The sequence below is a fragment of the Pseudomonas sp. GW823-FHT01D03 genome, assembly GCF_058798255.1.
Genome location: NZ_JBXAKK010000001.1, coordinates 1,706,832 through 1,726,436, shown reverse-complemented (window position 1 = coordinate 1,726,436; position 19,605 = coordinate 1,706,832). Strand labels below are relative to the sequence as shown.

The 19,605-nt window shown below is 62.0% G+C and carries 22 protein-coding genes; 12 read left to right on the top strand and 10 right to left on the bottom strand.

The window, feature by feature from the left end:
• Positions 1–210: 210 nt before the first annotated feature.
• The 6 genes from rluB to AC1RBR_RS07640 all read right to left on the bottom strand — a co-directional run bounded on the left by rluB (position 211) and on the right by AC1RBR_RS07640 (position 5,228).
• Positions 211–1,431 (bottom strand): 23S rRNA pseudouridine(2605) synthase RluB, encoded by a 1,221-nt coding sequence (gene rluB, locus AC1RBR_RS07665; RefSeq protein ID WP_492563711.1) that lies wholly within the window; start codon positions 1,429–1,431, stop codon positions 211–213.
• A 142-nt stretch (positions 1,432–1,573) separates the two neighbouring features.
• Positions 1,574–1,765 carry a DUF1289 domain-containing protein gene (locus tag AC1RBR_RS07660; protein WP_047292462.1) on the bottom strand — a complete coding sequence of 64 codons (192 nt, stop codon included), beginning with the start codon at positions 1,763–1,765 and terminating at the stop codon, positions 1,574–1,576.
• A gap of 145 nt (positions 1,766–1,910) precedes the next feature.
• Positions 1,911–2,888: an SMC-Scp complex subunit ScpB gene (gene scpB, locus AC1RBR_RS07655; RefSeq protein ID WP_253149385.1), complete on the bottom strand. Its 978-nt coding sequence runs from the start codon at positions 2,886–2,888 to the stop codon at positions 1,911–1,913.
• An 11-nt stretch (positions 2,889–2,899) separates the two neighbouring features.
• Positions 2,900–3,721, bottom strand: coding sequence for a segregation and condensation protein A (locus tag AC1RBR_RS07650; protein WP_007966015.1), 822 nt, complete (start codon positions 3,719–3,721; stop codon positions 2,900–2,902).
• Positions 3,722–4,351: an L-threonylcarbamoyladenylate synthase gene (locus AC1RBR_RS07645; RefSeq protein ID WP_007966016.1), complete on the bottom strand. Its 630-nt coding sequence runs from the start codon at positions 4,349–4,351 to the stop codon at positions 3,722–3,724.
• 13 nt (positions 4,352–4,364) lie between these two features.
• Positions 4,365–5,228 carry a PHP domain-containing protein gene (locus AC1RBR_RS07640; protein WP_492563709.1) on the bottom strand — a complete coding sequence of 288 codons (864 nt, stop codon included), beginning with the start codon at positions 5,226–5,228 and terminating at the stop codon, positions 4,365–4,367.
• Between the two features lie 87 nt (positions 5,229–5,315).
• On the opposite strand from AC1RBR_RS07640, the gene AC1RBR_RS07635 reads away from it, so the two are divergent.
• The 6 genes from AC1RBR_RS07635 to AC1RBR_RS07610 all read left to right on the top strand — a co-directional run bounded on the left by AC1RBR_RS07635 (position 5,316) and on the right by AC1RBR_RS07610 (position 9,794).
• Positions 5,316–5,912 (top strand): septation protein A, encoded by a 597-nt coding sequence (locus AC1RBR_RS07635; protein ID WP_027613975.1) that lies wholly within the window; start codon positions 5,316–5,318, stop codon positions 5,910–5,912.
• 1 nt (position 5,913) lies between these two features.
• Positions 5,914–6,213 (top strand): YciI family protein, encoded by a 300-nt coding sequence (locus AC1RBR_RS07630; RefSeq protein ID WP_007966019.1) that lies wholly within the window; start codon positions 5,914–5,916, stop codon positions 6,211–6,213.
• Between the two features lie 269 nt (positions 6,214–6,482).
• Entirely contained in the window at positions 6,483–6,893 is a 411-nt protein-coding gene (locus AC1RBR_RS07625; protein ID WP_492563707.1) for an SH3 domain-containing protein, read from the top strand.
• 7 nt (positions 6,894–6,900) lie between these two features.
• Entirely contained in the window at positions 6,901–7,578 is a 678-nt protein-coding gene (locus AC1RBR_RS07620; protein WP_095139330.1) for a response regulator transcription factor, read from the top strand.
• A 245-nt stretch (positions 7,579–7,823) separates the two neighbouring features.
• Complete coding sequence (locus AC1RBR_RS07615; RefSeq protein ID WP_115987077.1) at positions 7,824–8,273, top strand: LTXXQ domain protein; 450 nt, start codon at positions 7,824–7,826, stop codon at positions 8,271–8,273.
• A 180-nt stretch (positions 8,274–8,453) separates the two neighbouring features.
• Positions 8,454–9,794, top strand: a complete 1,341-nt coding sequence (locus AC1RBR_RS07610; protein WP_492563705.1) for a sensor histidine kinase — start codon at positions 8,454–8,456, stop codon at positions 9,792–9,794.
• A gap of 110 nt (positions 9,795–9,904) precedes the next feature.
• On the opposite strand, the gene AC1RBR_RS07605 is transcribed toward AC1RBR_RS07610, so the two are convergent.
• The gene (locus AC1RBR_RS07605) at positions 9,905–10,471 is read right to left on the bottom strand and encodes a nitroreductase family protein (RefSeq protein ID WP_492563704.1); all 567 of its coding nucleotides are present in this window, start codon (positions 10,469–10,471) and stop codon (positions 9,905–9,907) included.
• 121 nt (positions 10,472–10,592) lie between these two features.
• Here AC1RBR_RS07605 and AC1RBR_RS07600 point away from each other — a divergent pair, with 121 nt between their 5' ends.
• Positions 10,593–12,047, top strand: coding sequence for a TrkH family potassium uptake protein (locus AC1RBR_RS07600; RefSeq protein WP_492563702.1), 1,455 nt, complete (start codon positions 10,593–10,595; stop codon positions 12,045–12,047).
• Here the strand turns inward: AC1RBR_RS07600 and AC1RBR_RS07595 are convergent.
• Positions 12,004–13,059 (bottom strand): AraC family transcriptional regulator, encoded by a 1,056-nt coding sequence (locus tag AC1RBR_RS07595; RefSeq protein ID WP_492563701.1) that lies wholly within the window; start codon positions 13,057–13,059, stop codon positions 12,004–12,006. The genes AC1RBR_RS07600 and AC1RBR_RS07595 overlap by 44 nt on opposite strands.
• A 164-nt stretch (positions 13,060–13,223) precedes the next feature.
• Between AC1RBR_RS07595 and AC1RBR_RS07590 the strand changes: the two genes are divergently transcribed.
• Both AC1RBR_RS07590 and AC1RBR_RS07585 read left to right on the top strand, forming a co-directional pair.
• Positions 13,224–13,535: an Mpo1-like protein gene (locus tag AC1RBR_RS07590; RefSeq protein WP_253149376.1), complete on the top strand. Its 312-nt coding sequence runs from the start codon at positions 13,224–13,226 to the stop codon at positions 13,533–13,535.
• Positions 13,536–13,561: 26 nt separating this feature from the next.
• On the top strand, positions 13,562–14,152 hold the full coding sequence (locus AC1RBR_RS07585) for an HD domain-containing protein (protein ID WP_247840246.1): 591 nt from the start codon (positions 13,562–13,564) through the stop codon (positions 14,150–14,152).
• 120 nt (positions 14,153–14,272) lie between these two features.
• Here AC1RBR_RS07585 and AC1RBR_RS07580 read toward each other — a convergent pair whose 3' ends face one another.
• Entirely contained in the window at positions 14,273–15,088 is an 816-nt protein-coding gene (locus AC1RBR_RS07580; protein WP_041073087.1) for a UDP-2,3-diacylglucosamine diphosphatase, read from the bottom strand.
• Positions 15,089–15,224: 136 nt separating this feature from the next.
• Here AC1RBR_RS07580 and AC1RBR_RS07575 point away from each other — a divergent pair, with 136 nt between their 5' ends.
• Both AC1RBR_RS07575 and AC1RBR_RS07570 read left to right on the top strand, forming a co-directional pair.
• Positions 15,225–15,989 carry an AraC family transcriptional regulator gene (locus AC1RBR_RS07575; protein WP_492563697.1) on the top strand — a complete coding sequence of 255 codons (765 nt, stop codon included), beginning with the start codon at positions 15,225–15,227 and terminating at the stop codon, positions 15,987–15,989.
• A 74-nt stretch (positions 15,990–16,063) separates the two neighbouring features.
• Entirely contained in the window at positions 16,064–16,957 is an 894-nt protein-coding gene (locus AC1RBR_RS07570; protein WP_492563696.1) for a DMT family transporter, read from the top strand.
• On the opposite strand, the gene AC1RBR_RS07565 is transcribed toward AC1RBR_RS07570, so the two are convergent.
• Positions 16,951–17,238: an Rdx family protein gene (locus AC1RBR_RS07565; RefSeq protein WP_166495440.1), complete on the bottom strand. Its 288-nt coding sequence runs from the start codon at positions 17,236–17,238 to the stop codon at positions 16,951–16,953. The genes AC1RBR_RS07570 and AC1RBR_RS07565 overlap by 7 nt on opposite strands.
• A 71-nt stretch (positions 17,239–17,309) precedes the next feature.
• On the opposite strand from AC1RBR_RS07565, the gene AC1RBR_RS07560 reads away from it, so the two are divergent.
• Entirely contained in the window at positions 17,310–19,511 is a 2,202-nt protein-coding gene (locus AC1RBR_RS07560; protein WP_480404827.1) for a patatin-like phospholipase family protein, read from the top strand.
• Positions 19,512–19,605 lie beyond the last annotated feature (94 nt).

The window sequence follows — 19,605 nt, the reverse complement described above, 5'->3', positions numbered from 1 at the left end:
CTGAAACCACTGGCCTCTTCGCGAGCAAGCCCGCTCCCACAATGGGATTTGTGTTTGACGCAATTCCAATGTGGGAGCGGGCTTGCTCGCGAAGAGGCCGGTTCAGCCAATGCAACTCTTTCACCAGACGAAAAAAAACGCCAACCCTGCGGTTGGCGTTTTTGCTTTAGCTCGAAGCTTGCCGCTCAAAGCTCACAGCTCACATCTGCCTTATTCCGGCTTCTTGCGACCGAAACCCGGACGCTGGCCAGAACCAGCCGGTGCGCCACGGCGCTTGCCCGACGGCTTGTCGCCGTCGACCAGCTTGATACCCGGACGCTTCGGTGCAGGCTTGGCCGGACGCTTGTTGGTGGTGTCGGCAGGACGATCCGCCACTGGCGTACCACGACCGGCCGGAGCACGACCTTCGCCACGTTCGATACGACCGTTGGCCGGACGCGGTGCGCGCTCGCCATCACGGGCCACTGGCTTGCGACCCGGACGCTCGCCTTCGATCTGCGGCTCACGGCTCGGGCGCGGGCCGGTTGGCGCGCCAGCGGCTGGACGCAGGGTACGCACGCGCTCGGTCTTGGCCATCGGCCGCGACGATTTGCGCTGCATACGCTCCAGCTTGTCCTTGCTCTTGGCGTTGAGTTGCGGCATCGCCACCGGGGTCAGGCCGACTTCGGCGCTGAGCACGTCGACTTCGTACTGGCTCATTTCGCGCCAGCGGCCCATCGGCAGATCAGAGTTGAGGAACACCGGACCGAAACGCACGCGCTTCAGACGGCTGACCACCAGGCCCTGGGATTCCCACAGGCGACGAACCTCACGGTTACGCCCTTCCATCACCACGCAGTGATACCAGTGGTTGAAGCCTTCGCCGCCTGGTGCCTGTTGAATGTCGGTGAAACGCGCCGGGCCGTCTTCCAGCACCACGCCGGCCTTCAGGCGCTCGATCATCTCGTCGTCGACTTCACCGCGTACACGCACGGCGTACTCACGGTCCATCTCGTAGGACGGGTGCATCAGACGGTTGGCCAGCTCACCGTCGGTGGTGAACATCAGCAGGCCGGTGGTGTTGATGTCGAGACGACCGATGTTGATCCAGCGGCCTTCTTTCGGACGCGGCAGCTTGTCGAACACGGTCGGACGGCCTTCCGGGTCGTCACGGGTGCAGATTTCGCCATCGGGCTTGTTGTACATGATCACGCGGCGTACCGACTCGGCAGCCTCTTCGCGCTTGATCACCTTGCCATCGATGGTGATGGCGTCGTGCATGTCGACGCGCAGGCCGAGGGTAGCGTCTTTGCCATTGACCTTGATCCGGCCCTGGCTGATCCAGGCTTCGACGTCACGGCGCGAGCCAACGCCGATACGGGCGAGGACTTTTTGCAGTTTTTCGCCTGCTGGGCCGATTTCCTGGTCGTCTTTCTGATTGATGTCACTCATCTGGGCACCTCCCGGTGTGGTCTGTTCAGGCGGCGCCTGAAGCATTGAAATCTGGTTTTCGGGCGAAGGGATCGCCGAAGGGTCGCGAATCATACGCGGATGTGCGCCATCGCGCATCAGAGACTAGCTGATGGTTTGCGACTTATTTCTTTTTCCGCCGACCGGCGCCACCGAGTTTGATCAGGCGCAGCGCGGCTTCAGCCAGCACTGTGCGCTTGTCGTCCTTGTCGAGTTTCTTCCAGGCACGGATTTCGCGCTTGCTGCGGCCACAGCCGAGGCAGATGTCGTCGCTGAACTTGCAGAGGCTGATGCACGGGTCTTTGGTGGAACTCATCGAATACTCCAGAACAACACTTGCCCCTGTGGGAGCGGGCTTGCTCGCGAATGCGCTTTATCAGGCAATACATGCATATCTGACACACCGCATTCGCGAGCAAGCCCGCTCCCACAGGGGTTGACCAGTGATCTTGAAAACCGGATCAGTCTTCGAATTCGCGGCGTTCGGCTTCGATCGCTTCGGCCAGCGCACGGGCTTCGGCTTCTTCTTCGCTCAGCTCGGGTTCGGGCGCTGGCACCGGTTGTTCGAGGGCGGCGACGGCGGCCAGGAGTTTTTCCCGGGCTTCGGCAACGCCAAGAATGTCCTCTTCCGGTTCGGCTTCTGGCTCGGTCTCGAGTTCAACTTCAATCGCCGGCTCGACGGTCTCGACTTCCGGATCAGTCTTCGACGCTTCACCATCCACGGCATCGCGCAACAGATCATCGAAGTCGGTCTTGATCCCCTCCTCCATGCTGTCCAGCTCCAGCAGCAAGGTGTGGAAACTGGTTTCTTCCTTCGGCTCTTCCGGCTCGGCGCTGGCGTCGGCCTGTTCCTGCAGGCCCTGCGGCACCGGTGCGTCGTCGAAATCGAGGACTGGCTCGGTTTCCATCTCGCGCAGTTCGGCCAAGGGTGGCAAGTCTTCGAGGTTTTTCAGGTTGAAATGATCGAGAAACGCCTTGGTGGTGGCGAACATCGCCGGTTTGCCCGGCACGTCGCGGTAACCGACGATGCGGATCCACTCGCGCTCGATCAGCGTCTTGACGATGTTGGTATTGACCGCCACGCCCCGCACGTCTTCGATCTCGCCCCGGGTGATCGGCTGGCGATAGGCGATCAGCGCCATGGTTTCCAGCAGCGCCCGGGAATAGCGCTGCGGACGTTCTTCCCACAAACGCCCGACCCACGGCGAAAACTTCTCGCGGATCTGCAGGCGGTAGCCGGAAGCGACTTCCTTGAGCTCAAACGCACGGCCCTCGCAGGACTTGGCCAGCAGGCTCAGGGCTTTCTTGAAGACCGGCGGTTCGGGCCGCTCGCCTTCTTCGAACAGTTCGTAGAGGCGTTCAAGCGATTGCGGTTTTCCCGAGGCCAACAGAAAGGCTTCAAGCAGGGGCGCCAGCTCGCGGGGTTCAGTCAGGTTCATGTTTCGACTCGTTATTCGGCTCGGGCTCGCACGTGGATCGCGGCGAACGGCTCATTTTGCACCAGCTCGACCAAGGATTCCTTGACCAGTTCAAGGATCGCCATAAAGGTCACCACCACACCGAGGCGACCTTCCTCGGCGGTGAACAGCTCGACGAACGGCACAAAGCCGCCGCCCTTGAGCCGTTCCAGCACATCGCTCATGCGCTCGCGGGTCGACAATGCCTCGCGGCTGACCTGATGGCTTTCGAACATGTCGCCACGGCGCAGTACCTCGGCCATGGACATCAGAATCTCTTCCAGCGCGACATCCGGCAACAGCTTGCGCGCCCGGGCTTCGGGGGCGTCGAGCTTGGGCACGACCACGTCGCGGCCGACCCGACTCAGGCCGTCGATGCCTTCGGCGGCAGCCTTGAAGCGCTCGTATTCCTGCAAGCGACGGATCAGTTCGGCGCGCGGGTCATCCTCTTCGTCCTCGACGGTTTCGGCGCGCGGCAGGAGCATCCGCGATTTGATCTCGGCCAGCATCGCGGCCATCACCAGATACTCGGCGGCCAGCTCCAGGCGTACCGACTGCATCAATTCGACATAGCCCATGTACTGGCGGGTGATTTCCGCCACCGGGATGTCGAGGATATTGATGTTCTGTTTACGGATCAGGTACAGCAGCAGGTCGAGCGGGCCTTCGAAGGCTTCGAGAAACACTTCCAGCGCATCCGGCGGGATGTACAGGTCCAGCGGCATTTCCGTGACCGCCTGGCCATAGACCATGGCAAACGGCAGTTCCTGCTGGGCGCCGGCCTGGGGATCGACAACGGTTTCCACTGCGGACATTCAGGCCTCGACCATGAACGGCGCGGGGTCGCCGCAACCGACGCGGATCACTTCCGGGTCGTCGCCGGTCAGGTCAATCACGGTGGAAGCCTTGATCCCGCCGAAACCGCCGTCGATGATCAGGTCCACCTGGTGTTCCAGCAATTGGCGCATTTCGTATGGATCGCTCAGCGGATCTTCATCGCCGGGCATGATCAGGGTCACGCTCATCAGCGGCTCGCCGAGTTCGGCCAGCAACGCCAGGGCAATCGGATGGCTCGGCACCCGCAGGCCGATGGTGCGTTTCTTCGGATGCAGCAACAGGCGCGGCACTTCGCGGGTGGCGTTGAGAATAAAGGTGTAAGGCCCCGGCAGATGCGCCTTGAGAATGCGGAAAGTGCCGGTGTCGATCTTGGCGTAGTTGCCCAGTTGCGACAGGTCGCTGCAGATCAGCGCAAAGTTGTGCTTCTCGTCGAGCTGACGCAGACGGCGCACGCGCTCGATCGCGGTCTTGTCGCCGATCTGGCAACCGATGGCGTAGGAAGAGTCCGTGGGATAAATCACCACCCCGCCTTTGCGGATGATCTCGACCGCCTGTTTGATCAGGCGCGCTTGCGGGTTTTCCGGATGGATCTGGAAAAATTGACTCACATTCTCTACCTGTTCAGACGGCGGCAATATCTGTGTCATGTTTGAACCGACACCACAGGGGTGGAAGGTCCTCGGGAACCGGCCGGTACTGGCCAATCTCGGACCAGCCTCCAGGGCCATGGAAATCACTGCCGGCGCTGACCAGCAGACCGAACTCGCGGGCAAGGATGGCCAGGCTGCCGACCTGTTCTGCGGGCTGATGGCCATTGACCACTTCGATTGCATGCCCGCCTGCTTGAATATAGTCGGCAATCAGCTTTCGGCGCTTGCTACGGGTGAAATCGTAGTGCCATGGATGCGCCAGACTGACCCATGCGCCGGCGGCGCGCAGGGTGCCGACGGTGTCTTCCAGGGTCGGCCAGTGCTGCTTGACGTCACCCAGCTTGCCGGCGCCGAGCCATTTGCGAAACGCCTCGGCGCGATCCTTTACAAAACCTTCACGCACCATCCAGTCAGCGAAATGCGGGCGGGCCGGGGCGTTGCCGCTGTCGCCCAGCTCCTGCTGGATCTGCCGGGCACCGTCGAGGGCTCCGGGCATACCTTTGAGGCCGAGCTTGCGGCTTATTTCCTCCGACCGCAGCCAGCGGCCATCGTGCAATCTGGCGATCGCCTCGACCAGTGGCACGGCGTTGACGTCGAAACCGTAGCCCAGCACGTGGATGGTCGCCCCGCCCCAGGTGCAGGACAGTTCGACGCCATTGACCAGTTGCATGCCCAGCGCCTCGGCAGCGCTGCGCGCTTCGGCGAGGCCTTCGAGGGTGTCATGATCGGTCAACGAAAGGATTCGCACGCCGTTTTCGAACGCACGCGCAACCAGAACCGCTGGCGCCAGGGCGCCATCGGAGGCCGTGCTGTGGCAATGCAAATCAACATTCACGGGGAGTTGTAACCTCAAATCAGCTGGCGCTATCGCGCGCCCATATGTTTGTTATTATGCCGCCACATCCAGCTTCTGGCTCTCACTGTGAAACAATTCATCGATTTCATCCCGCTTCTGCTGTTCTTCATCGTTTACAAACTTGATCCACGGGTCGTCGACATCGCTGGCCATGAAGTGACTGTAGGCGGTATTTACAGCGCCACGGCGATGCTGATCATCAGCTCCCTGGTGGTCTACGGCGCGTTATTCATCAAACAGCGCAAGCTGGAAAAGAGCCAATGGCTGACCCTGATCGCCTGCCTGGTGTTCGGCAGCCTGACCCTCGCGTTCCACAGCGAGACCTTCCTCAAATGGAAAGCCCCGGTGGTCAACTGGCTGTTTGCCCTGGCCTTCATCGGCAGCCACTTCATCGGTGACCGCCTGCTGATCAAACGCATCATGGGCCACGCGCTGACCCTTCCGGATCCGGTCTGGACCCGCCTGAACATCGCCTGGATCGCCTTTTTCCTGTTCTGCGGCGCTGCCAACCTGTTCGTGGCATTCACCTTCCAGAGCATCTGGGTCGACTTCAAGGTGTTCGGCAGCCTGGGCATGACCGTGCTGTTCCTGGTCGGTCAGGGCATCTACCTGTCCCGCCATCTGCATGACGCCGATACCACAACACCAAAAACCGAGGACTGACATGCTCTACGCAATCATTGCCACCGACGTCGCCAACTCGCTCGAAGCCCGCCTCGCCGCGCGCCCGGCCCACCTCGAACGCCTGCAAGTGCTCAAGGGCGAAGGCCGCATCGTACTGGCCGGCCCGCACCCGGCGGTCGACAGCAATGATCCGGGCGCTGCAGGTTTCACCGGCAGCCTGATCGTCGCCGAATTCGACTCCCTCAGCGCCGCCCAGGCCTGGGCCGATGCCGATCCGTACATCGCCGCCGGCGTGTACGCCAATGTGATCGTCAAGCCGTTCAAGCAAGTCCTCCCGTAAAAAGAGGCAACCCTGTGGCGAGGGAGCTTGCTCCCGCCGGGGTGCGAAGCGACCCCGCTCTTTAGCTCAAAAGCATGGGACTGCTACGCAGTCCAGCGGGAGCAAGCTCCCTCGCCACAATGACTCCCCAAGCTCAAATTATTCAACTCACCACGCTCGACATTGCCTCTGGCACTGAACCTTCCCGATTCTCACCGCTCTCAATCGCTCATTATTCTCGTTTGCCTGCCGACAACCTGCCCAATATCCATTTGCAAGCAGGAATCGCAATGCGCAAAGGTCCGTTGTGTCTGATGTGGGTCACGTTGACGATCATGGCGCCCGCCCATGGTGAGGAAACCACCGAAAGCGGCAGCTCCACGCCATTGTCATTAAGTGCCGGCAGCCAGATTACCGAGTTGCAGCAGCGCCTGAAGGCCAGCGAACAGCAGCGGGAAGAACTGAGCAAACAACTGCAAAATGCCGACAACACCCGCGAAAGCGCCCAGCTCGCCCGGTTGCGCCAGGAGAACCAGCGCCTGAAGCTGCAACTCAAGGAAGCCCAGGCCAGCCCGGTGCCACGTCTGTTGACCGAACAGCAGCAATGGTTCGTCACCGGCGCCGGGGTAGCGCTATTGGCGCTGCTGTGCGGTATCTTTGCCAGTGGAGCAAGCCGAAAACGTCGGCAATGGCTAAATTGAGTGAGTCATGAGCGAGCTGTTACTGATTGATGATGACCAGGAGTTGTGCGAACTCCTGAGTAGCTGGCTGAGCCAGGAAGGCTTCCAGGTACGCGCCTGCCACGATGGCCAGAGCGCGCGCAAGGCGCTGGCCGAATCGGCACCTGCCGCTGTGGTGCTGGACGTGATGCTGCCCGACGGCAGCGGTCTGGAACTGCTCAAGCAATTGCGCAGCGAACACGCGGAGCTGCCGGTGCTGATGCTCTCGGCCCGTGGCGAACCGCTCGACCGCATCCTTGGTCTGGAACTGGGCGCCGACGATTATCTGGCCAAACCCTGCGATCCACGTGAACTCACCGCGCGCCTGCGTGCCGTATTGCGCCGCAGTCACCCGGCTGCCGTGTCGACCCAGCTCGAACTGGGCGACCTGAGCTTCAGCCCGGTGCGCGGCGTGGTCAGCATCGACGAGAAAGAACTGACCCTCACCATGTCCGAAAGCCGTTTGCTCGAAGCCCTGCTCAAGCAGCCCGGCGAACCGCTGGACAAACAGGAACTGGCGCAATTGGCCCTCGGCCGCAAGCTGACCCTGTACGACCGCAGCCTCGACATGCACGTCAGCAACCTGCGCAAAAAGATCGGCCCCCACCCGGACGGCCGCCCTCGGATCGTCGCCCTGCGCAGCCGTGGTTACTACTACAGCCTCTGATCCAACCACCGCGACGAGGTGGTCCGACACAACGACGCCCCCCTGTAGGAGCTGCCGAAGGCTGCGATCTTTGCTTTTGAAGATCAGAAGATCGCAGCGTGCCGCAGCTCCTACAGGGGATTTGTGTAAGGCTGGGACCGAAGTGTCTTTACCCAAGCTTTACGCAGCGCTGACCGCCGCTGACCTTGATCTCCGTAATCTGAACTCATCCGGAACGTACCGGGAACGAGACAAGGAGATACACCATGCGCAAGACTCTTATCGCTCTGATGTTCGCTGCCGCTCTGCCAACCGTCGCCATGGCTGTGCCACAGGATGGCGGCCCGATGGGTGGCCCGCTCGACGGCCCACGCCACGGCGGTCAGATGCACGGCGAACACGGCAAAGGCCCGTACAGCCAACTCGACCTGTCCCGCGAACAGCGCGAGCAGATCCGCAAGATCATGGGCGAGCAGATGCACGAGCGTAAGCAAGTGGTCGACAAGTACCTGGAAAAACTCTCGCCGGCGGATCAGAAAGCCATGAAGGACGAGATCGCGGCCAACCACAAGAAAGCCGAAGCTGACGTACGCAACCTGTTGAAACCGGATCAACAGAAGAAATTCGACGAGATCCAGAAGAAACAGGCTGAACGCCGCGCCGAATGGGCCGAGTTCAAGGCGTGGAAAGCGCAACAGCCGCAAAAGGCGCAATAATGCGATAACCTCGGACCCGACGGCTAAACGCCGTCGGGTCTGTTGCCACTCAATCCAAATGTGGGAGCGGGCTTGCTCGCGAATGCGGTGTATCAGACAAAGAGATGTTGACTGACACACCGCATTCGCGAGCAAGCCCGCTCCCACATCGTTGGGTTTTTGTTTGATTGGGGATTTTCTGTGCGTTCATTGTTTTGGCGTATTCTTGCGAGCTTCTGGCTGGCCATCGCTCTGGTGGCCGGGCTGTCGATCCTGCTCGGGCACATGCTCAATCAGGACGCGTGGATTCTCAGCCGCCATCCGGGCCTCAACACCCTGGCCGCCGAATGGACGCAAACCTACGAAGCCCAGGGCGAAGACGCCGCGCAGGACATCCTCGAACAACGCAAACGCCAATATCACATCGACGTCCAGGTGCTGAATGAAAGCGGCGACCCGGTGGTGCGTGGCACCTTCCCGCGCCGCGCCGCCGCCTTCGAAGCGCGACAGAACAACGATGACCGACGCCTGCCCTGGCGGCGTCTGACCGACGAATTCACCAGCGAAAAAACCGGCGACACCTACCTGTTCATCTTCCGCATCCCGCACCCGGAACTCGACGCCTGGCACCGCGAAAGCCTGCTCTGGCCGCTGAGTGCGCTGGGCATCGCATTGGTGGTGCTGACCCTGTTCAGCTTGCTGGTGACTTTCTCCATCACCCGCCCGCTCAGCCGTTTGCGCGGCGCAGTGCATGATCTGGGACAGACCACCTATCAACAGAACAGCCTGGCGAAACTGGCCAACCGCCGCGACGAGTTCGGCGTGCTGGCCAACGACTTCAACCGCATGGGCGCGCGCCTGCAGAGCCTGATCGGCAGTCAGCGCCAATTGCTGCGCGATGTGTCCCACGAACTGCGCTCACCCTTGGCGCGGCTGCGCATCGCCTTGGCGCTAGCGGAGCGCGCCAACCCCGAAGAACGGGAAAAGCTCTGGCCACGCCTGACCCGCGAATGTGATCGCCTCGAAGCGCTGATCAGCGAGATTCTGGTGCTGGCGCGGGTCGATGCCGACAACGCCAGTGCCGAAGCGGTAGACCTGAATGCGCTGCTCGGCACCCTGCAGAAGGACGCGCAACTTGGCTCGCCGGAGCAGACCGTGCGGCTGGATGCGGAACCGCAACTGAGCATGACCGGCTGGCCGACCATGATCGAGCGCGCCGTCGATAACCTTTTGCGCAACGCCCAACGCTTCAACCCGGTGGGGCAGGCAATCGAAATGCAGGCCACACGTCAGGGCGAACGGATTGTGGTGAGCGTGCGCGACCACGGGCCGGGCGTGCAGGCCGAGCACCTGAGCCAGTTGGGCGAACCGTTTTACCGGGCGCCGGGGCAGACGGCGGCGGGACATGGTCTGGGCCTGGCGATTGCCAAGCGCGCGGCGGAGCGGCATGGCGGGAGTCTGGTGCTGGCCAATCATCCTGAGGGCGGGTTTGTCGCCAGTCTGGAATTGCCGTTAGTGCCGGGCGCCGTCGTGCAACCCTGATCAAAACTGTAGGAGTGAGCCTGCTCGCGATAGCGGTGGATCAGACGAAAATTCATTGACTGATCCACCGCTATCGCGAGCAGGCTCACTCCTACATTTGATCCGTGGTGTCAGGCCTTGCCGGGCCAGGCGCTGACGAACTCGGCCAGATCGACCTTCTCCGCCACACGCGGTTCTTTCTGCGGCGTGCCGAGGTACAGGAAGGCAATCACCTGCTCGTCATCAGCCAGGCCCAGCCCTTTGGCCACGTGCGCCGAATACGCCAGATCACCGGTACGCCACACCGCACCAATCCCCTGCGCATAGGCCGCCAGCAGAATCCCGTGAGCCGCACACCCCGCCGCCAGCAACTGCTCGGACTTCGGATACTTGACGTGCTCCTGCAGCTTCGCGATCACCACGACCACCAGCGGCGCACGCAGCGGGCCGTTGCGCGCCTTGTCGATCATCGCTTCAGTGACTTCGCCTTCCTGCATTTGCGCCGCTTCAGCCAGCAACTCACCCATCTGCTCGCGCGCCGCGCCTTCAACAGTCAGGAAGCGATACGGCTGCAGATGCCCGTGATCCGGTGCGCGCAAGGCTGCGCCAAACAGGGCTTCGCGCTGCTCGGCAGTGGGGGCCGGTTCGACCAGTCGTGGAACGGAAACACGGTTGAGCAACGCGTCGAGAGCCTGCATCGGCCACCTCCTGAGAAAAATGTGCGGCTATTCTAGCGGTATCCGGCAACAGGGTGCCGGTTTACATGCCATGCCCCACGGGTAGAATGGCGCCCTTCCTCTATCAGCCCGAGCGGACTTCATGGCGTTGCCGACCTTACGGATCATTGGTTTCATCATCGGCATCTTCCTGATCACCCTGGCCGTGGCCATGGTCGTGCCTATGGCGACCCTGGTGATTTTTGAACGCACCAGCGACCTGCCGTCGTTCCTCTGGGCGAGCATGATCACCTTTGTCGCGGGCCTCGCGCTGGTGATTCCCGGCCGCCCCGAACACATTCACTTGCGCCCGCGTGACATGTATTTGCTGACCGTGAGCAGTTGGCTGGTGGTGTGCATTTTTGCCGCGTTGCCGTTTCTGCTGACCCAGCACATCAGCTACACCGACTCGTTCTTCGAAAGCATGTCCGGCATCACCGCCACCGGCTCGACCGTGCTCAGCGGGCTGGACAACATGTCACCGGGGATCCTGATGTGGCGCTCGCTGCTGCACTGGCTCGGCGGCATCGGCTTCATCGGCATGGCGGTGGCGATTCTGCCGTTGCTGCGCATCGGTGGCATGCGCCTGTTCCAGACCGAATCGTCCGACCGTTCGGAAAAGGTCATGCCGCGCTCGCACATGGTGGCGCGCCTGATCGTGGCGGCCTACGTCGGCATCACCATCCTCGGCAGCCTGGCGTTCTGGTGGGCCGGGATGAGCCCGTTCGATGCGATCAACCACGCGATGTCGGCGATCTCCACCGGCGGTTTCTCGACCTCCGACCAGTCGCTGGCGAAGTGGACGCAACCGGCGGTGCACTGGGTCGCGGTGGTGATCATGATCCTCGGCAGCCTGCCGTTCACCCTGTATGTGGCGACCATGCGCGGCAACCGTCGTGCGCTGATCAAGGATCAGCAGGTGCAGGGTTTGCTCGGCATGTTGCTGGTGACCTGGCTGGTGCTCGGCACCTGGTATTGGTGGACCACCAAGCTGCACTGGCTGGAAGCGCTGCGGCATGTGGCGCTGAACGTGACCTCGGTGGTCACCACCACCGGTTTTGCCCTCGGCGACTACAGCCTGTGGGGCAACTTCTCGTTGATGCTGTTTTTCTATCTGGGCTTTGTCGGTGGCTGCTCCGGCTCGACGGCCGGCGGGATCAAGATCTTCCGTTTCCAGGTCGCCTACATCTTGCTAAAGGCCAACCTGAACCAGTTGATCCACCCGCGCGCGGTGATCAAGCAGAAGTACAACGGTCACCGACTCGACGAAGAGATCGTGCGTTCGATCCTGACCTTTTCGTTCTTCTTCGCCATCACCATCTGCGTGATCGCCCTGCTGCTGTCGCTGCTCGGCGTCGACTGGATGACCGCGTTGACCGGCGCTGCCAGCACCGTATCTGGCGTCGGCCCGGGGCTGGGCGAGACCATCGGTCCGGCGGGTAATTTCGCCACCTTGCCGGATGCCGCCAAGTGGATCCTGTCGTTCGGCATGCTGCTCGGCCGACTGGAGATCATTACGGTGTTTGTGCTGTGTATTCCGGCCTTTTGGCGTCACTGATCGGTGTCTGCAACAGCCGCGCCCGGTAATCGCCGGGCGTGGTGTCGAACCAGCGGCGGAACGCGCGGAAGAAGTTGCTCGGATCGGCAAACCCCAGCAGATAGGCAATCTCCAGCAAGGTCATGCTCGGCTGCGCCAGATACTGCTCGGCCAGTTCGCGGCGAGTGTCGTCGAGCAACTGCTGAAAACTGGTGCCCTCCTCCTGCAACCGCCGCTGCAAGGTGCGCTGCGACAGATGCAGGGTCTGCGCCACGGTATCGCGCTTGGGTTCGCCCTGCGGCAGTAAACGGCACAACACCTGGCGCGCCTTGTGGGTCACGCGACTTTCAGAGAATCGCGCCAGGTATTCCCCGGCAAACCGGTCGTGCAGCAGCGCCATGGCTTCGTTGGCGGTGGGCAGCGGCGCTTCCATGTCGGCCCGTTCGAAAATCAGCGCGTCGTAAGGCGAGTTGAACATCAAGGGGGCGTGGAAGGCTTGCCGGTAGGGTTGCAAGTCTGCGGGCTCGTCGCCCTGAAACAGCACTTTGACCGGATGCAGGGTGCGCCCGGTCAACCAGCCGCACAGGCCCAGCGCGCAGGCCAGCGAGGCCTCAGCGCTCTGCCGGGTTGGCGGCAGGTGATCGCCATGCACCGTCAGAATCAGCGCATAGCCTTCTTCGAGCAGACGAAAACTCAGGTCGGCGCTCTCGGCGATGATCCGCTGATAACGCACCAGGCGTTGAAAGCCTTCGGCCAGGGTGTTGCTCGACATCAAGGCGTAGCCGGCAACGTGGAACGAGGCCGGGCGCACTACTTTGCCCATGTTCAGGCCGATCGCCGGGTTGCCGGACAGCTCGACCGCCCGTTGCCAGAGGCGGGTCATGGAATCTTGCGGGAAGCGCGCATCCGGATCATCCAGGGCCGCGTAATCGAGCCCCAGTTGCTTGAACAGTACCCGGCAATCCAGGCCGTCCATCTCCAATGCTTTGACAATCCCCATCGCCCAGCTTGCAGAAGTCGTTCGTTCGCTCATGGCGTTATTCTTTTACATGATGGATCGCATGTTACGACCCGATTTGCGAAGGATACTAAAGTGGCGCCCATTGTCACTGGCTGATGCCAGTGTTCACTCTAGACTCAAATAAGCTACCCGCCGAACAACTTGCCGTCAGAACAATAACCACAGAGATCGCAGTCGTGGAAAACATCAAGCAATTCAACAGTTTCGCCGAGTTCTACCCGTATTACCTCAGCGAACACGCCAACAGTACCTGCCGACGATTGCATTTCATCGGCACCACGCTGGTGATTTTCATTCTGGCCATGACCATCGCCAAAGGTGCCTGGCTGCTATTGCTGGCCCTGCCGCTGGCCGGTTACAGCTTTGCCTGGATCGGGCATTTCTTCTTTGAAAAGAACCGTCCGGCGACTTTCCAGCATCCGCTGTACAGTCTGCTCGGCGATTTCGTCATGTACCGCGACATGATCCTCGGCCGCGTGGCGTTCTGAAACCCGACCCACCAGGAGGCTTGCCGATGAACGCCAATGCCCGCTTCACTCACATGCAGGACGGCACGCAGGAAGACTGGGCGATCATCGCCGCTGACTTCAGTGCCTACGCCCGGCAATTGCCGTCGCGGATCGTCGCGCACCTGAAGTTGCTCGAAGGTGATTTCGGCGGCTTTCCGGTGGATCGCCTGACCCACTCGCTGCAAACCGCGACCCGCGCCTATCGTGACGGCCGCGACGAGGAATACGTGGTCTGCGCGCTGCTGCATGACATCGGCGACACCCTCGGCTCCTACAACCACCCGGACATCGCGGCGGCGATTCTCAAACCGTTCGTCAGTGCCGAGAATCTGTGGATGGTCGAGAAGCACGGGATCTTTCAGGGTTATTACTTCTTCCATCACCTGGGCATGGATCGGCATCTGCGCGAGCAATTCGCCGCGCATCCGCAGTATCAGGCCACGGCGGAATTTTGCGCCAGGTACGATGCGGCGGCGTTCGACCCGGCCTATGAAACCCTGCCGCTGAGCTTCTTCGAGCCGATGATGGAGCGGCTGTTTGCCCAGCCGAAGCACTCGATCTACAAGGCGGCGATGGAAGAACACAGCCCGGCCTGAGAACACCACAACTCAATGTGGGAGGGGGCTTGCTCCCGAAGGCGGTGTGTCAGATAAACATGTACTTACTGATACACCGCATTCGGGAGCAAGCCCCCTCCCACAGGAGATATCTGGGGTCTAGGCAATCTCGGCAACCTTGGCCGCCTTGAGCTGTGCCTCCCGCGCCTGTGCATCCGCCAGGCGATACAGCTCGATCGTGCCGTCCCAGTGCTCGATCAACGCCGTGCACGACTCCACCCAATCGCCGCAATTGAGGTAGTCCACCTCCCCCACCTTGCGGATCTCGGCATGGTGAATGTGCCCGCAGACCACGCCGTGCAACTCGCGTTTCACGCATTCGTGGGCAATGGCTTCTTCGAAGTCGCTGATGAAACTCACTGCCGTCTTCACCTTGTGTTTCAGGTACGCCGACAACGACCAGTAACCGTAGCCATAACGCGCTCGCCAGTGATTGAGCCAGCGGTTGAGGGTCAGGGTGAATTCGTAGGCCGAGTCGCCGAGAAAGGCCAGCCAGCGGTGATAACGGGTGATCACGTCGAACTGATCGCCATGAATCACCAGCAGGTGCCGGCCATCCGCCGTGACATGCACCGCCTCGTCGACCAACTGGATGTTGCCAAGGATCAGCTTCGAATAACGGCGCAGGAATTCGTCGTGGTTGCCGGTGACGTAGATCACCTCGGTGCCGCGCTTGCTCATGGTCAGCAGGCGACGGATCACGTTGGTGTGCGCCTGCGGCCAGTACATGCCACCGCGCAGCTTCCAGCCGTCGATGATGTCACCGACCAGATAGATCTTGTCGGCGTGGTAGCCCTTGAGAAATTGCGACAAGTGCTCGGCCTGGCAATCCCGCGTGCCCAGGTGCACGTCGGAAATCCACAAGGTACGCACCCGTTGTTTGCGGCTGGGTCTGGCGAGCTCGGCGCTGGTCATGGGCAACCCTCTGCGATGTTTTCGCCACTGTGCACGCGCCCGGTGAATCGACCATGACAGGCAGGCGTCAGTCGTGTGACAGCGCGCAAGTCCGCTACCCCGGTGTAGACTGGCGCTCACTTCGGAGACCTCTGCCATGCGCCCGATCCTCACCCTGCGCCAATACACCCACGACCTGATCGTCCACAGCCACGACCACGCGCAACTGGTGTTCGGGCTGTCCGGTGCGCTGGATTTCGAAGTCGAGGGTCAGGGCAGTCAGGTGCGCCAGCAGAGTTTCGTGGTGGTCCCCGGCGGCGCGCATCACGCGTGCGGCAGCCCCGATGGCAGTCGTTGTCTGGTGCTGGACGTGCCCGACGAGCAATGGCTCAGCGATTCGCTGGGCGAGCACGCCGCGGCCAGTCAGCGCTTGCTCGACCAGCCGGCGCGGTTGTCCCTTGATGCCGGGCAAAGTCAATTGGTCAACTGGCTGGCGAACAGCCCGGTCACTGATCCGCTGATCGCTCAGCAAGGCGCGGTGTTGCTACTGGCCAGCCTGAATCACGCCAGACCTGGCGAACTCTCGGCGCGGCGCCTGCCTTACGCGGCGCTGGATGCGCACATCGAGCAACACGCCGCCTACCCGCTGCAGGTGGCCGATCTGGCGCAGATCGCCGGGCTGTCCAGCGCCCGCCTGCACGCGCGGTTCATGGCTGAATGCGGGCAGACGCCGATGGACTACATTCGCAGCCGGCGGCTGCACAAAGCGGTTTGCCTGTTGCGCGAGACGGCGCTGCCGATCGGCGAGATCGCCAGTCGGGTTGGCTACAGCTCGCAGAGCGCGTTCGCGGCGGCGGTGCTGCGCGAGTTTGGTGCCTCGCCGGGGCAATTGCGTCGCGATTCCTGCGACAAAAAACGCTAGTTCGCCGACAGACTTCTGAGCCGCAACACGTTTCAATGGGCAACATTGAAACTGTGTTCGGATTAAGGATTGCAATGACTCCGCGTACCGCCCTCGGCGCCCTGCATATCGGCGCTCTGATGTTCGGCCTGACTGGTGTGTTCGGCAAACTCGCGGCCGCCTCCCCGGCGGTGATCGTCTTCGGACGTGCCGCATTTGCCGTGCTCGCCCTGGCCTTTTTCGCGCGCTTCGCCAGTCAGCACGGCTGGCAGAAACTGCAGGCGGTCGACTGGCGGCGTCTGGCGCTCAGCGGCGTGTTGCTGGCCGGGCACTGGGTGAGTTTTTTCATCGCGGTAAAGGTCGCCGGCGTGGCGATTGCGACTCTGGGCTTTGCCAGTTTCCCGGCGTTTACGGTGATTCTTGAAGGTCTGATTTTCCGCGAACGCATCCGCGCCAATGAAATCGTGCTGGTGGTGCTGGTCAGCGTCGGTCTGGTGCTGGTGACGCCAGCGTTCGATCTGGCCAGCGGCGCCACCACCGGACTGCTCTGGGCGGTGCTGTCGGGCCTGCTGTTCGCCCTGCTGTCGCTGACCAACCGCGCCAGCTCCGGACGCATCCCGGCGGTGCAGGCCGCGCTGTGCCAGAACGTGGTGGTGGCGCTGTGCCTGCTGCCGGTCGCCGTTCCGCAACTGAGCGAAGTACGCGCCCTGGACTGGTTGTGGATCGCCCTGCTCGGGGTGTTCTGCACCGGCGTCGCCCACAGCCTGTTCGTCGCCAGCCTCGCGGTGATCAAGGCGCGCACCGCCGCCGTGGTGTTCGCCATGGAGCCGGTTTACGGCATCACCATCGCCTGGCTGCTGTTCGATGAAAACCCGACCGTGCGCATGCTGATCGGGGGAGCGCTGATCATCATCGCCATCGTGGTCTCGGCGCGGATGTCAGGCAGCGCCGACAAGAAAACCGTGGCTGCCGAAGCCGCGTCTCACTGAGTGCGTTCGTTGTGGCCGAGATCGCGCTCAGGGTCGATCTGATCGCGCACCCGCTGCTTGAGCACCTTGGCCTCGGGAAAACCGCCATCGGCCTTGCGCTCCCAGATCTGCACGTCGTCGCAGCTGATGTGAAACACCCCGCCGGTGCCCGGCACCAGCGAGACCTTGCCGAGGTCGTCGCCGAAGGTGCTGAGCAGCTCCTGCGCCAGCCATGCGGCGCGCAGCAGCCACTGGCATTGGGTGCAATAAGTGATGACGATTTCCGGTTTTGCAGCAGACATGTTCGCTGAAACTCCTGAGACAGAGGGCGCCGCTATAATAGCCGGCTTTATCGCTTGCCCCGAGACTCACCATGCGCCGTTTGCTGTTCTGCCTGCTGCTTGGCTTTCTGCCCCTCTTTGCTAATGTCACCGTGCATGCCGCCGAAGCCCCCCGCCCCAAAGTCGGCCTGGTGTTGTCCGGTGGTGCCGCCCGTGGCCTGGCGCACATCGGTGTGCTCAAGGCTCTTGAAGAACAAGGGATAAAGATCGATGCGATTGCCGGCACCAGCATGGGTGCGGTGGTCGGTGGCCTGTATGCCTCGGGCTACAAGATCGATGAGCTGGAAAAACTCGCGCTGAACATTGACTGGCAGCAGGCACTGTCCGACGCCCCGCCCCGGGAAGACGTGCCGTTTCGCCGCAAGCAGGACGACCGCGATTTTCTGGTGAAACAGCAACTGAGTTTTCGCGATGACGGTAGCCTCGGCCTGCCGCTGGGGGTGATTCAGGGCCAGAACCTGGCGCTGATGCTGGAAAGCCTGTTGGCGCACACCAGTGACACCCGCGACTTCGACAAACTGCCGATCCCGTTCCGCGCCGTCGCCACCGACATCGCCAACGGCGAAAAAGTGGTGTTCCGCAAAGGCCACCTGCCGCAGGTGATCCGCGCCAGCATGTCGATTCCGGCGGTGTTCGCCCCGGTCGAACTCGACGGCCGCCTGCTGGTGGACGGCGGCATGACCGATAACATCCCGCTCGACGTCGCGCGGGAAATGGGCGTCGATGTGGCGATCGTGGTCGACATCGGCACGCCGCTGCGCAACCGCAAGCAACTGGCCACCGTGGTCGACGTGCTGAACCAGTCGATCACCCTGATGACCCGGCGTAACTCCGAAGAGCAACTGGCCGCCCTCAAACCCACCGACGTGCTGATCCAGCCGGCGCTGGCGGCGTTCGGCGTCACCGACTTCGGCAAGGCCCAGGAGATGATCGACGCCGGTTACCGCGCCACGCGGATTCTCGACGCCCGCCTCGCTCAGCTCAAACCTCAGCAATCCCAAGACGCCGAACTCAATGCCGCCCGCGCCCCGGGCCAGCGCACGCCGATCATCACCGCGATCAGGGTCGAGAACGATTCGAAAGTCGGCGATGAGGTGATCCGCTATTACATCCGCCAGCCGATCGGCGAGCCGCTGGATCTCGGTCGGCTGCACTCGGACATGGGCACGCTATACGGCCTCGACTACTTCGAACAGGTGCAGTACCGCGTGGTGCACAAGGGTCAGGATCACACGCTGGTGATCAGCGCCCGGGGCAAACGCAGCGGCACCGATTACCTGCGGGTCGGCCTGAACCTGTCAGACGACATGCGCGGTGACAGCGCCTTCAACCTCGGCGCCAGTTACCGCATCAACGGCATCAACCGCCTCGGCGCGGAATGGCTGACCCGCGCACAAATCGGCGACAAGCAGGAACTGTATACCGAGTTCTATCAGCCGCTGGACGTCGGCTCGCGCTACTTCGTCGCGCCGTATGCTGCGTTTGAGGCGCAGAACGTCGATGCCGTGCTCGACAACGATCCGATCGCCCAATACCGCGTCGAACGCTACGGTTTCGGCCTCAATTTCGGCCGACAGATCGGCAACAACGGCGAAATCCGCTTCGGGGTTGGCGAGGCCTGGGGCAAGGCGGACGTGCGAATCGGTGATCAGGACCTGCCGAGGGAAAACTTCACTGAAGGTTTCTACTCGCTGAAGTACTCGTACGACTCGCTGGACAACGTCTATTTCCCCCACGAGGGCAAGGACGTCAGCCTGACCCTGCTGCAATTCGAACCAAGCCTGGGCTCGGACACGCGCTACCGGCAGTGGGAATTCAAACTCGACAAAGCCATGAGCCATGGCCCGGATACGCTGATTCTCGGCGGCCGTTATGGCCGAACGCTGGACGACGCCAACGTGGTGACGTCGAGCTTCCTGCTCGGCGGTGCACGGCAGTTGTCGGGCTTTCGCGAGGATTCGATCTCCGGGCAGAACGTCAGCCTGATGCGCGCGGTGTATTACCGCCGGTTGACACCGCGCGCCTACCTGCCCCTGGACTTCCCGCTGTATGCCGGGGCGTCGCTGGAACGTGGGCGGGCATGGAACAACGACAATGAATTCGACAGCGGCTACATCAATGCCGCCAGTGTGTTTATCGGCTTCGATACGCCGCTGGGGCCGCTGAACTTCACCTACGGTTTGAATGATGCGAACGAGCAGGCGGTTTATCTGAATCTGGGGCAGACGTTCTGATCATTCAGGTGGATCTATGGTGCCTGCCAGGCCGCCTTCGCGAGCAAGCCCGCTCCCACAGTTGGAATGCGTTCCAGTGTGGGAGCGGGCTTGC